At 52.6% G+C, this 11,949-nt stretch carries 13 protein-coding genes, 1 tRNA gene, 1 other RNA gene and 2 pseudogenes; 15 read left to right on the forward strand and 2 right to left on the reverse strand.

All coding sequences use genetic code 11. From position 1 onward, the window contains the following. Positions 1-84 precede the first annotated feature (84 nt). Positions 85-2,205: a DEAD/DEAH box helicase gene (locus tag GX147_03810; GenBank protein ID NLN59829.1), complete on the reverse strand. Its 2,121-nt coding sequence runs from the start codon at positions 2,203-2,205 to the stop codon at positions 85-87. A 279-nt stretch (positions 2,206-2,484) separates the two neighbouring features. On the opposite strand from GX147_03810, the gene GX147_03815 reads away from it, so the two are divergent. The 10 genes and pseudogenes from GX147_03815 to GX147_03860 all read left to right on the forward strand — a co-directional run bounded on the left by GX147_03815 (position 2,485) and on the right by GX147_03860 (position 9,375). Continuing rightward, positions 2,485-3,384, forward strand: a complete 900-nt coding sequence (locus GX147_03815) for a formate dehydrogenase accessory protein FdhE (protein NLN59830.1) — start codon at positions 2,485-2,487, stop codon at positions 3,382-3,384. A gap of 38 nt (positions 3,385-3,422) precedes the next feature. Beyond that, the gene (locus GX147_03820; protein NLN59831.1) at positions 3,423-4,079 is read left to right on the forward strand and encodes an endonuclease III; all 657 of its coding nucleotides are present in this window, start codon (positions 3,423-3,425) and stop codon (positions 4,077-4,079) included. A gap of 121 nt (positions 4,080-4,200) precedes the next feature. Beyond that, positions 4,201-4,962, forward strand: a complete 762-nt coding sequence (locus GX147_03825) for a triose-phosphate isomerase (protein ID NLN59832.1) — start codon at positions 4,201-4,203, stop codon at positions 4,960-4,962. Between the two features lie 20 nt (positions 4,963-4,982). Further along, positions 4,983-5,357 (forward strand): preprotein translocase subunit SecG, encoded by a 375-nt coding sequence (gene secG / locus GX147_03830; protein NLN59833.1) that lies wholly within the window; start codon positions 4,983-4,985, stop codon positions 5,355-5,357. A 136-nt stretch (positions 5,358-5,493) separates the two neighbouring features. Next, a tRNA-Leu gene (locus GX147_03835) sits at positions 5,494-5,580 on the forward strand. 267 nt (positions 5,581-5,847) lie between these two features. Continuing rightward, on the forward strand, positions 5,848-6,609 hold the full coding sequence (locus tag GX147_03840) for a tRNA 2-thiocytidine(32) synthetase TtcA (protein NLN59834.1): 762 nt from the start codon (positions 5,848-5,850) through the stop codon (positions 6,607-6,609). 21 nt (positions 6,610-6,630) lie between these two features. Then, the gene (smpB, locus tag GX147_03845) at positions 6,631-7,098 is read left to right on the forward strand and encodes an SsrA-binding protein SmpB (protein ID NLN59835.1); all 468 of its coding nucleotides are present in this window, start codon (positions 6,631-6,633) and stop codon (positions 7,096-7,098) included. Positions 7,099-7,370: 272 nt separating this feature from the next. Then, positions 7,371-7,727: a transfer-messenger RNA gene (ssrA, locus tag GX147_03850) on the forward strand. 399 nt (positions 7,728-8,126) lie between these two features. Further along, positions 8,127-8,720 carry a transcriptional regulator gene (locus GX147_03855; protein ID NLN59836.1) on the forward strand — a complete coding sequence of 198 codons (594 nt, stop codon included), beginning with the start codon at positions 8,127-8,129 and terminating at the stop codon, positions 8,718-8,720. Next, positions 8,717-9,375, forward strand: a pseudogene (locus tag GX147_03860) (nucleotidyl transferase AbiEii/AbiGii toxin family protein). Before GX147_03855 ends, GX147_03860 begins: the two are co-directional and overlap by 4 nt. Here the strand turns inward: GX147_03860 and GX147_03865 are convergent. Then, positions 9,335-9,667: a hypothetical protein gene (locus tag GX147_03865; protein NLN59837.1), complete on the reverse strand. Its 333-nt coding sequence runs from the start codon at positions 9,665-9,667 to the stop codon at positions 9,335-9,337. The pseudogene GX147_03860 and the gene GX147_03865 sit on opposite strands and share 41 nt — an antisense overlap. Between GX147_03865 and GX147_03870 the strand changes: the two are divergent. The 5 genes and pseudogenes from GX147_03870 to GX147_03890 form a co-directional block, all read left to right on the forward strand. Next, positions 9,651-9,968 (forward strand): annotated as a pseudogene (locus GX147_03870) (gamma-glutamylcyclotransferase). The gene GX147_03865 and the pseudogene GX147_03870 overlap by 17 nt on opposite strands. Positions 9,969-10,132: 164 nt before the next feature. Beyond that, positions 10,133-10,336, forward strand: coding sequence for a helix-turn-helix domain-containing protein (locus GX147_03875; GenBank protein ID NLN59838.1), 204 nt, complete (start codon positions 10,133-10,135; stop codon positions 10,334-10,336). A 6-nt stretch (positions 10,337-10,342) separates the two neighbouring features. Then, on the forward strand, positions 10,343-10,957 hold the full coding sequence (locus GX147_03880) for a DUF1819 family protein (GenBank protein NLN59839.1): 615 nt from the start codon (positions 10,343-10,345) through the stop codon (positions 10,955-10,957). A gap of 17 nt (positions 10,958-10,974) precedes the next feature. Continuing rightward, a complete protein-coding gene (locus GX147_03885; GenBank protein ID NLN59840.1) occupies positions 10,975-11,565 on the forward strand; it encodes a DUF1788 domain-containing protein in 591 nt (196 codons plus the stop codon). A gap of 14 nt (positions 11,566-11,579) precedes the next feature. After that, on the forward strand, positions 11,580-11,949 hold a 370-nt coding region (locus GX147_03890), incomplete at its 3' end, for a BREX system P-loop protein BrxC (protein NLN59841.1).

Genomic DNA, 11,949 nt, shown 5'->3' on the forward strand with positions numbered 1-11,949 from the left:
GGCATCGACATGGAATTGGTGCTTGCTTATAATGATTGCCGATAAATAAGTCAAGAAACAAATGATTTCACCACGGATATTTTTTTATTCGAATACGATTGGTTCCCTGAGAATCGTGTCCATGGCATCGAAGGCAAGTGACGCCACTTCGGGGTGGGACTCTCGGAGCGAGGCGATCTGTCGGAGATTGTCTCCGGTCCGGTTGATGAGCATGGCGAAGTCGCCGTCGGCGATGCCGACCTGTTCCGTAATCACTTCCCATTGCATTCCCCTGCTCCAGGCGTAGATGGTCCAGGCCGGCCACAAATACATGGGGGCGACGGGAAACCCATGCTCAATCATTCGTTCCGCAAGGTCGGCCAGGTCTGCTTTAACTCGGTTGAAACCGCGGGTCAATTTTCGCGGGGTGATTTTTCGGGTCAGTTTTATGTCTTGATCACCGTCATAAACAAATATGGCAACCAGGGCGGCGAGCATTTTCGCGTCGTAACGGGGAAAGGAGTCCTTACGCAGGCATTCGGCGATCAAAAGAGGTTGATCGAGTCTCAGTTTCGAAGCCCAGAGACCGTTTTCCGTCAGGTGGTCATGTTCATCAACAAAACCCTCCTGCTTCAGAAAAACGAGGTGTTTGAGGAAGTTTTCCCATCGATCGTCGTTTCCGACGATGTCCGGGCCTTCCTGAAAGGAGGCCAGGGAACGTTCAAAAATCAGGCGGATATCGTCCGTTGTCTGTGACAACAGGAGATTCAGAATCATGGAAAAGTCGCTTTTCAATTGGCTTTCAATGGCTTCGGGTCTCTTAAAAAGGAGCTTTCTAATATGGTGAAGGTCCATAAAGCGTCCCGCAACGGCCAGCATGAAGCCGATTTTGTCCTGGCCGCGCCTGCCTGCCCTGCCCGTCATCTGGTGAAAATCGATGCTGTTCATGGGGCTGAACTCATGGCCATTGTAGCGATCGGAGTTGAACAGTACGATCGTGCGGGCTGGATAATTTACGCCGGCGGCGACAGTGGAGGTTGCGAAAATTGCACGCAGATACCCTTTGTTCATCATGGCTTCGATCAGGAACTTCCACGCCGGCAGTTGTCCTCCATGGTGAGAACCGACGCGGCACCTCTGGAGAGAGGAGAGGTGGCGATGGTTTCGTAAATAGGGAAAGCGCTCCAAAAACTCCGCCAGGTCTTTGTCGAAGTCTTCATCGACGGTCGACGGCGTGGGTGGGTGACAATGGGCGAGGGCGCTGTCACATTCAGCCCGTGATTTCAAAAAGAAAATGGCCGGAGTCAGATGAAATTGTTCCAGGGCATGAATAATCTCGCCCAGATGGGGTGAATAAAAGCGGAGACGTCTTTCCCGCTCAGCCTGTTCCATGTACTCATCCAGTCCATGGAAGAGTTTTTTGTTTTTCAGGTAGGGCATGATCCGCCCCGATGGGTGGAGAAACAGCGGATAAAGCGGAACCGAGCGCTTTCGCTCCCTGATCACGGTGCATGGTTTTCCCCTGAGGCCGGAGAGCCAGCCTGCCAGCTCTTCATCGTTGCCGATCGTAGCCGATAACAGGAGGAGATTGACTCGGGAGGGCAGGTAGATCATGATTTCCTCCCACACAACTCCCCGGTCTGGGTCACCCAGGTAGTGTGCCTCGTCGATAACCACAAGATCACAGGGAAAATCTTCCCCTCGATGCATAGAATCGTAGAGTTGGTTACGGAGGATTTCCGTTGTGCCTACGATGATGGGAGCGTTTGTGTTTTCCTTCGTGTCTCCTGTCAGAATGCCCACGTTGACTTCATCAAAACAGGCGCCGAATTCGACCCATTTCGAGTTGCTGAGGGCTTTGAGTGGAGAAGCGTACCAGCTGCGTCCTCCCTGTTCGAACACGGAGAGGATGGCTTGCTGGGCAATCCAGGTCTTTCCCGAACCCGTGGGGGCGGTAACCAGGCAGTCAGCATTTTTGACGGCTTCGATAGCCTCCAGTTGGAAGGCGTCCGGTACAAAGTCCGTCTTAACGGGTTTGCCGATTTTTTTGAACACGGATTGCAGGGCAGGGTCCATTTCCGGTTTCATTCGACGGTGGGGCCTGCCCTCTCTTTTGGGGCGATGCTTTTCCGGCCGCTCAGCCTCCGATTGTGTTCTGGTTTTTGGCGCTGGACGGGAGCGGTGCCAATACTTCCGGCGATGATGAGTTTTCAAGCTTGGTTCCATCAAAATTCCTGAGTCAAGACGATCTGTCTTAGGAAACGCTATCATATATCAAACGAGGCGTAAAGGAGAATGGCTGTGGCCGATCGATCCTGCCCTTGTTCCGTCGAGTACAATATGACAGTGAGACTGGAAAGTATCAGGTAAACGCAACCTTCTGTAAATTCAAATAATACTTGAAGTCAGCGATAAAAGCGGATATACAGACGCGACTGTTCCGATGGAGGATTCCGGCCTCTGCGACAGCAACATTCAGTAAATGACGTAAGGAGCTTCCGCCCGATGGCAAAAAAACTGAACGAAACACTGAAAACCATAGAGAGTTACAAGGCGGTCAATCCCCATTATGTCGATCTCCTTGATATTCTGGAAGCGATTTTGATCCTGCGTGAGGCGTACAAAAAGAAGAAACATCCCCCCGTTTTTTCCGTCGATGAGGCGCTCATTCCTCAGAAAATCAAAGGGGGTCTTCCGCTGGTGGATCTGAGCGGCGGCCAGTATAATCTGACGGGGCCGAAGGAATATTTTCACTCCCTTTTGACGATCGCGGAGGAACGCATGCCCGTGGAAGCACAGATTCTGTTGAAGGATCTTGAAGACGGAACGGTTGTGTACGAGGATATGATTCGTGATATCATCGATGGATGCGCCGAATGTGAAGAACACGGAGAAGAACACCCGGAGAGGGAGGGGAAGGGAGCCTGTGAGACATCGCCGGGGGATACGAACGAAGACGATGAAATTGAAGAATCCTTTGATTTGATTGAGTTGTTCCTCGAAGAGAGCCTGCGGCCCGACCTCGAATTGATCGCCGAAAAATACGGCCCGGTCGTTGACCGGTCCGATTGGTTGGAAGGTTACTGTCCGATTTGCGGTAAGGAGCCAAAAATCGGCGAACTTAGGGAAGAGGAGGAACGGCGTTACCTTTTCTGCAATCAATGCGGCTACGAATGGGATTTTGTTCGGATTAAATGTCCATTCTGTGGTAATGAAGAGCAGCAGTCGCTGGCATTTTTTACTGTCGAGGGCGATGACCGCTACCGTGTCGATGTTTGTAACGAGTGCAAGCGTTATATCAAGATCATCGATTTCAGGGAGACGAAAGAGGAGGCCAATTTGGATGTGGAGGATATCGCCACCCTGCATTTGGACATGCTGGCCTATGAAGAAGGATATAATTAGCCGCTTGGGTCTGTCAGACGCCGCCGCGGTTCCGTTTCATGAAGGATGACCGAATAGAGCAGGCCATTGCCCTGCTGGAGAATGAGGCCAGGAAATGGGAGGTACCCATTGTCACGCAGTATGCCGATGACCGGAGGAGTCCCTTTGCCATTCTGATTTCGACGCTCTTGAGCCTCCGCACCAAAGACGAGGTAACGGAGGAAGCGTCGGAACGGCTGTTTCTGCTTGCGGATTCTCCGGAATCGATGGTTTTGCTTCCGGAGGAGGCCATCATAAAGGCCATCTATCCCGTTGGTTTTTACCGCAACAAGGCCAGGACGATTCTTGAGGTATGCCGTGATCTGATCGTGCGTTTCCAGTCCCGTGTTCCCGATACGATCGAGGAATTGCTCACCCTGAAAGGGGTCGGCCGGAAAACGGCAAATCTCGTGGTGACCCTGGGTTATGGAAAAGAAGGGATATGCGTGGACACGCATGTGCACCGTATTTCCAACCGGCTGGGTTATGTGGCGACCCGGACACCCGATGAAACGGAATTCGCCCTGAGAAAAAAACTGCCCCGGCCTTACTGGATCCGTTATAATACCCTGATGGTGGCTTTTGGCCGGACGGTTTGCCGTCCCGTCTCTCCATTCTGCAGCCGATGCGTGATTTACAATGATTGCGACCGGGTGGGGGTACAATACAGCAGATAGGGGCTCGATGCCGAACTTGATTGAAAGTGCCTCAGGCTTTCGTTAACTGCGACCACGAAAGAAAACGTAATGCAGATGCCGTCTGTCTGTTCATGAGAATATTCGATAGGATGGAAATTATATGAGAAAACCGTTTATCGCCGGAAACTGGAAAATGCACAAAACCATTGAGGAAGCCGTGACCTTTGCCCGTCGGCTGAAGGAACTGGCGCCGCGGTGTACCGACCGGGATGTTCTTGTCGCACCGCCCTTTACCGCTCTTTCCGCTATGTCGGAGACGCTTCGGGGAACAGGGGTTCACATCGCCGCCCAGAACATGCACGAAGCGCCCCGGGGGGCTTTTACGGGAGAGGTTTCGGCGGCGATGCTTGCCGAGGCCGGGTGTGATTACGTGATTATCGGCCATTCGGAGCGGCGGACGCTATTTGGGGAAGACGACACCCGGATCAACCGAAAAATCGTCGCCGCACTGGAAAATGGCCTGAAGGTGATCTTCTGCATCGGTGAAACGCTGGAGGAGCGGGAGGCTGGATTAACCACCAAGGTCGTGGAAAGACAGATCAAAGAAGGGTTGAAGGCGCTCCGGAACGATGATATAAGGCGCCTCGTGATCGCCTACGAGCCCGTCTGGGCCATCGGAACGGGTAAAACAGCGACACCCGCCCAGGCGGAGGAGGTTCACGCGTTCATACGAGGTTTGATGAGCCGGCTTTACAATGAAGACACAGCAAATTCCCTGCCGATTCTTTACGGAGGGAGTGTCAAACCGGATAACATGGCCGAGCTGATGGCGCAGCCCAATGTGGACGGCGGCCTGATTGGCGGGGCCAGCCTCGAATTCGATTCCTTCTCTCAGATGGTGATGTTCGATAGACTAGATTGAAAAAAAGGGGTGTTGAAACGATGAGGTCCTTGTTTGTTGTCCTGCATGTGGTAATTTGCTTTATCCTGATTATGGTGGTTCTGCTCCAGGCCGGGCGGGGCGCCAGCATGGGAGCCGCTTTCGGCGGCGCGAGCCAGACTCTTTTCGGTTCCACCGGCGCTGGAACCTTTCTTGGCAAAATGACGACGGTCGTCGCGGTTATTTTCATGCTGACGACCCTGTCTTTGTCCTATTTCACTTCCGAAAAATCTTCTTCGGTGGTGAAGGGTTACAAGGTTCCGCAGGCCACGGAACAGGCCCTGCCGAAACAGGGTCCGTCTCCTGTGCGGGGCGCTGCCCCCGTGGCGCCTGCCGCGTCTGATACCCAGGTGCCTCAGACTACGCCGGTCGAATAGGAACGCAGCGGGAAAGGTACGGCCGTCAACCTGATTTCGTGTTGACAAGGAACCGCTCAAAATGTAGAGTGCTTCCCGCATTATGAGGTGGTGAACTCGAAGAACCGAGCCCTGAGGACGGATCTTTCATAAGGATGCCGAAGTGGTGGAACTTGGTAGACACGCTATCTTGAGGGGGTAGTGGGCCACGCCCGTCCGGGTTCAAGTCCCGGCTTCGGCACCATTTTTACAAAAGTAATTTATAATGATTATGGGGGTTTAGAAATCGCTTCTAAATCCCCATCGTCTTTTGGGTCCACTTTCACAAAGTCACTACACCATCTGACTTACCGGCTATCGGGTTGAAGACCCTTTCCCTGAAAACGTTACCCTCATCCCCTTGATAATGCCGAATGTAGGCGTCGTACTTCTCGCGTATCGATCAGGTAAAGGACTTGCCATAAAAGAGGATTTCGCATAGGATGGGCGCCCTGCAATCGGAGCCGGACGGATGGAAAAACCTGCGAGATCGAAACTGTTTCTGCACCTGAAAAAATGGCTGGAAAAAGCTGTCATGGAGTACGGCATGATAGCGGAAGGGGATCGGGTCCTCGTCGGCGTTTCGGGCGGGAAGGACAGCATGGTGTTGCTGGACCTGCTCGCTACGCCCATGCTCTTCGTGCCTTCCTTTTCCCTGGCGGCGGTGCACATCGATATGGGCTTTGATCCGGCCTATGGATGCCATGATGCCCTGAAAACCCATTTCGAAGAGAGAGGCTGCGATTACACGATCGAGAAAAGCGACATCGGTCCCCTGGCGCAGAGCGATTACAACCGGAAAAACCCCTGTTTTCTTTGCTCGCGTCTCCGGCGGAAGCGGATTTTTGAAATCGCCGCGGAAAAAGGATGCAACAAGATCGCCCTGGCGCACCACCGGGACGACATCGTCGAGACGCTGTTGATCAACCTGTTTTACGGCCGTGAAATCAGCACCATGATGCCCGTCCAGTCCGTTTTCGGGGGGAAGATGCACATCATCCGGCCCCTGAGTTTTCTTCGGGAGGGCGTGATCAAAAAATACGCCGCGGAAAGAGGCTTGCCCGTCTTCCAGAATCTCTGTCCCTCAAATGACGATTCAAAGCGGCTTTATGTGAAAAACCTGTTGAACGGGATGGAAAAGGACAACCGGAAGGTCCGGGACAACATCCTTCGGGCGATGACCCATGTCAAGATGGATTATCTTCCCAAAAAATATGTCAAGGCCGCCAAATAGGCGGAACAGAAAAGGATAAAAGTGACGAGGAAGGATTCACCCGTCAAGATCGTCGCCCGGAATAAGATGGCGCGGGTCAATTATGATATTTCCGAGACCTTCGAGGCGGGTATCGTTCTCGTCGGCACCGAGGTGAAGTCTTTGCGTGCAGGCCGGTCAAACCTCAAGGACAGCTACGCCCAGGTCAACAATGAGGAGGTGTTCCTCCACGACCTTCACATCAGTCCCTACACACACGGAAACCGCTACAACCATGATCCGCTCCGGCCGCGCAAGCTTCTGTTGCATAAACGGGAGATCAAGCGGCTCTATGGCCGGACCCGGGAAAAGGGCTTTTCCCTGATCCCAACGAAAATGTACTTCAAAAACGGGAAAATCAAGGTCGAAATCGGTTTGGCCCGAGGCAAAAAACTCTTCGACAAGCGGGAAGACCTCAAGCGCAGGGAGGATCAAAGGGATATCGAACGGCACTTCCGTAAGCGGGAGTAACGCGGATCGTAAATGGTCGGTGAGCGCGGGAGAGACACCGCGTTTCCGCCACCGGGATTAACCACCCCGTCTTAAAACAATCCGGTATCCTTTTCCACCTTTGTCATTGCGACCGAAGGGAGAAATCCTGGCGTAGGCTTTTCACGCGGGATTTTTCGTCGATCATACTCCTTGAAACGACAAGGTTCGGAGCCTGTGCTTTCTGGCTGCGCCTTGACTTTGCCCGAAGAAGGCACTATATTCCGTTTACATGTCAAGGTCTTTCTCAATTTGGGGGCGTCACGGTTTCGACGGGGATAGTTGAAGCTGTAGAAGCGTGCCGAGGTTCCTACAGGCCTCGTTAAACAGGTAGGATAAATATAATCGCAGACAACTACGATTACGCCTTAGCCGCGTAAGACGGCTAACGTTCTCCCGGCTTCGCCTGTCGGGTCGGATGAGGGCGTCAAACAGGCAGGATTGCCGCTTTACCCAGGCCCGGGGGTAAAGGGGTGAAATCTTACGGGCTGGCCTTCCTTACATCCTGACTCTGGGAGGTTTGAAAAGGCGAGATTAAACCAGAGGATACGCACGTAGAAACTGCAGTGGAATATTTTCGGACGCGGGTTCGACTCCCGCCGCCTCCACCAATTAGAAAAGACAGACTCGTCTCTCTGGGGTCATTCTCCGGGGTGACGGGTTTTCTTTTTCCCCTTGTTTCTAAAGGGTTTGTGCCCGTTTCATATCTTTTCAAAGCACCTCTCAGCACCATCGATTCTACCCACCATCCCGCCTTTCATTCTGTGTTTGGCCCCTGATTCTCTGTTTCTTCCGGACGAAGTCCGAAGTTCGTCCGGAAAGCTGCATCCTTGATTGATATGGCTTTGCGGCTGATTGCCATTTTGGGCAGTTGTCTTAGGTCATCGCTCAAGCCCCTGCTCACCAATCCGATTTTTATCTGATTCGGGATTCCCCTTGATTTTTTGGTCGTAATCAGACATATTGTTACCACTTGTGAATAAGTGGAGTCAATTTGTCTGGAGCCAAAGATGCAGAAAAAGCCAGAAGATATTTTCCGTTCATGTGGTGGCCAACTACGAATGAGCGAGGCTATTGAGCGCGGGATCAGCCGTTACATGCTCTATGCTCTTAGGGATAAAGGGGTAATAGAGCAAGTCAGCAGGGGGGTGTACCGCCTGGTGGAACTTCCTCCCATCAGCAATCCCGACCTGGTAACGGTCGGACTGCGCTTCCCAAATGCAGTCATCTGCCTCGTATCGGCACTGGCATATCACGAAATCACCACACAGATTCCGCACAGTGTTTCCGTGGCCGTTCCAAGGGAATCACGCCAACCGTCCCTGGGTTATCCGCCACTCAGTGTTCACCGGTTCTCTGACCTGGCATTCCGTGCAGGTATAGAAGAGCACCAAATCGACGAAGTGCCCGTCAAAATCTACAGTCCGGAAAAGACGCTTGCCGATTGTTTCAAATTTCGGAACAAGATCGGCATGGATGTGGTACTGGAGGCACTGAAACTCTACAAAGCCCGCAAGCAATTCAATCTCGAGGCACTGCTCAAATACGCGAAAGTCTGCCGTGTTGAAAAGGTGATGCATCCCTATCTGGAGGCGAGCATATGAAATCCCCGAAGAATATCCCCGCATCTGTCCAGCAACGCCTTCTCAATCGCGCCAAAAACGATAAAAGGCCGTTCAACGAACTCCTCCAGTACTATGCCATGGAACGGTTTCTGTTCCGCCTGTCCCAGTCAGAGCATGCGAACCGTTTCATCCTCAAAGGCGCTTTGATGTTGAGGGTTTGGCGTTCACCGGAATTCCGGCCAACAATGGATATCGATATGCTGGGAAGAACCAGTAACGAGGAAGCCAGTATTGTCGCTCAGATTAGGGAGGTCATGGCCGTGGATGTGGAGCCCGATGGGCTCACTTTTGATCCCGAATCGATCCAGTCCGAACGGATTTACCGAAGATGCCGATTACGAAGGGATCAGGGTTCGATTTCGATGGGATCAAATTGGCCGAGACAATTCGTCTGACCTTCCAGAAAAGAGGAACTTCGCTTCTTCCGAGAATAGAAGCGTTCGAACAGCCTTTCATCGATGCCAAGCAGATTCAGTGGTCGGCTTTCCATAAGAGGCTTCAACAAGACCATGTACCCGAATCCCTCAAGGATGTCGTATCTGTGGTGGAGGATTTCCTTGCACCACTCACGACCCTGCTATCACAAGACAACCCTAAATCTCTGAGCTGGCCTGCTTCAGGCCCATGGCGCTGACTCGGTGCAAAGCCTCTACACATCGTGACAAGTGAGGAGGCTTTGCATATCCCGGCCTGAACAATTCTCTGCCAATCCAATTCTGCTCCTCCCGACGCCTTCCATCTCTAAAATGGTGATGCCGGACCAGGTGATGCCGGACCAGCGGATACTCGAACAGGTCCGAGGCATGGTCAACAAGATGGACTTGAAAAGCGGTCTGATGGTCCCGTTCTACGTCAATGTCGAAACCCACGGCACCGACGGACAGGTTCAACGTCGAGGACAAGGTCAAGGAGGTGAAGGAAGACATCGTGGTGGCCCGGGGCACCACCGATTTGCTGGCCGACACCCGCAGACAGAAGGAGATCGGCACGCCGCACTTCGGACGACCGACCGGCGATTGGGATCTGATCCATGGGGAACTGGTGACCTTCACCGACCCGCGACGCGACCTGCCGCCCATCGACCGACTGGAAGGCTTCCGGCCCGGCGGGCACAGCATGTACCAGCGGGTGATGGTGGCGGTGCTGTGCGGGCGCACCTCGATACCAGCCTGTACCTATTTGCCATGCCCGCCTTGCGCAGAGAGAGTCGCCAGTGGCCAGTGGTTACGCCGTGAGCCGATTTTTGCGGCCTTATCCGGACCAAAGCGTTTGACAATCGGCCCCTGCCTAAAGTATGTTAGACGATATTTTATTTGAGGAAGCTGTGCACAGCATTCCCGTTACGTCTTTGGGGTGGAAAGAGAACCAATCGCCCTTGAGGAGTTGGAGATATGACCGAGATGGAAGATCGCTGGTTGTCAGTAGAAGAGATAGGCAGATACCTCGGTGTCAGCAGTGACACCGTTTACCGCTGGATCGACAAGCACACGTTGCCCGCCCATCGCATGGGCCGTCTTTGGAAGTTCAAGAAAGACGAGGTCGACGAGTGGGTGAAGGCCGGTGGCGCGGCAGAACATTATAAAAAGGAATCCTGACCAAGAATGAGTAACGATAGATACAGCATGTCATTTACAACGGGCAGTCTATTTCACCTTGAATCGGTGGAACTGGCCGCGCTGTATCTTGATCTTGGCGACTGGAACTCTGTTCGGGACAAGGTCGTCGCAGAAAATTTACTGCAGACCAGAACATTGAATACGCTCAAAAGAGTCTGCCGCGAGGTCATCTCTCGACTCAGGACGTTGAGCCCAGGCGAACTTGAATTCTTTGTTAAGGGCAGCCACCAAGAGCAGGCTTATCTCCTGTGGCTTGCCGTTTGCCGCCGGTACAGATTCATTGCTGATTTTGCCGTCGAAGTGCTGCGAGAGCGCTACATCACATTGAAAAGTGATCTGACTCACGAGGATTTTGATTCCTTCTTCAACCGGAAATCCGAGTGGCATTTGGAACTGGATGAGATCACCCCGGCGACACGAGGCAAATTGCGGCAGGTCCTGTTCAAGATACTTCGTGAGGCTGATCTTCTAACGGCCAACAACATGATACAAGCTGCCATGCTCAGTCCGAGACTGCTGGGCCTGATCCAACAAGGCAGCCGCAGGGATATTTTGCACTTCCCTGTATTTGAATCCGATGTGGAAGGGATAAAGCTTTGATAACTGATATAGCTAAGATGCCAATGCAGGATAGATTTCAGCATCTCTTTGCTGTGATCTCAAGTCAGCGTTTTCTAAACAAACAGGGGCTTGGTAATGAGGTACCGTTTTTTATATGCCCCTACAGGCTGGAAGAATACGTTGAAATGGAGCGACTTCAGCGCCAGCTTGTCAATCGCCTTGAGCAGGCAGGTGTTCAGGTTCTTGAAGTCAATCTGTATGATCTTTCGATTGAAATTCTCAAAGAGCGTGGCATCTGGGAGCAGGTTCTGGAAATTGAGCATACAGTGTCAAAAGAGGAACTGAAAGAACTGTTGCAAGGCGTACTGGACTCCGAAGCGCATCTCGTTCCGGCCATTGCAGCCAAATTGGCAAGCACCGATTTCGAGGTTCTTTTTTTGTCCGGTGTTGGCGAGGTGTTCCCCTACATCCGCTCGCACAACGTTTTGAACAATTTGCAGAGTACGGCGAAAGAAAAGCCGACCGTCATGTTTTTCCCGGGAGCCTACACCCACTCCCTGGAGTCCGGAGCATCGCTCGATCTCTTTGGAAGGCTGCATGACGACAAGTACTACCGGGCATTCAACATCTTTCACTGCGAAGCATAAACGAGGGAAGCGTGATGACTCTTAAGACCATTTTTAACAAGCCAGTTGATCGCCCGATTGAAGGGGTCATCAAAGCTGACGATGAAGCCAGCCTTCGCCTCGAGATTGAAGAATACGTTCTGACCAACGAAGTCGAGAAGCGGCTTGAGTCCTTTCTGGACGCCTACAACAACTATGAAGGTGCCAATGGCGTTTGGGTTTCCGGCTTCTTCGGGTCCGGTAAATCTCACCTGTTGAAGATGCTGGCGCTCTTGCTGGAAAACCGGCAGATCGACGGGGCCTCCGCACTTGACTTGTTCCTGCCCAAGTGTGGCGACAACGAAATCCTGCGCGGTGATCTCAAACGAGCCGTCGCCATTCCGTCGAAAAGCATTCTGTTCAACA

Source organism: Deltaproteobacteria bacterium, assembly GCA_012522415.1.
Classification (GTDB): domain Bacteria; phylum Desulfobacterota; class Syntrophia; order Syntrophales; family JAAYKM01; genus JAAYKM01.

What these genes read in the sequence shown, in the direction of transcription:
- GX147_03810 (NLN59829.1), bottom strand. Translation starts at nt 2,205, where the DNA reads ATGGAACCAAGCTTGAAAACTCATCATCGCCGGAAGTATTGGCACCGC.
- GX147_03815 (NLN59830.1), top strand. Translation starts at nt 2,485, where the DNA reads ATGGCAAAAAAACTGAACGAAACACTGAAAACCATAGAGAGTTACAAG.
- GX147_03820 (NLN59831.1), top strand. Translation starts at nt 3,423, where the DNA reads ATGAAGGATGACCGAATAGAGCAGGCCATTGCCCTGCTGGAGAATGAG.
- GX147_03825 (NLN59832.1), top strand. Translation starts at nt 4,201, where the DNA reads ATGAGAAAACCGTTTATCGCCGGAAACTGGAAAATGCACAAAACCATT.
- secG (NLN59833.1), top strand. Translation starts at nt 4,983, where the DNA reads ATGAGGTCCTTGTTTGTTGTCCTGCATGTGGTAATTTGCTTTATCCTG.
- GX147_03840 (NLN59834.1), top strand. Translation starts at nt 5,848, where the DNA reads ATGGAAAAACCTGCGAGATCGAAACTGTTTCTGCACCTGAAAAAATGG.
- GX147_03855 (NLN59836.1), top strand. Translation starts at nt 8,127, where the DNA reads ATGCAGAAAAAGCCAGAAGATATTTTCCGTTCATGTGGTGGCCAACTA.
- GX147_03865 (NLN59837.1), bottom strand. Translation starts at nt 9,667, where the DNA reads ATGTCTTCCTTCACCTCCTTGACCTTGTCCTCGACGTTGAACCTGTCC.
- GX147_03875 (NLN59838.1), top strand. Translation starts at nt 10,133, where the DNA reads ATGACCGAGATGGAAGATCGCTGGTTGTCAGTAGAAGAGATAGGCAGA.
- GX147_03880 (NLN59839.1), top strand. Translation starts at nt 10,343, where the DNA reads ATGAGTAACGATAGATACAGCATGTCATTTACAACGGGCAGTCTATTT.
- GX147_03885 (NLN59840.1), top strand. Translation starts at nt 10,975, where the DNA reads ATGCCAATGCAGGATAGATTTCAGCATCTCTTTGCTGTGATCTCAAGT.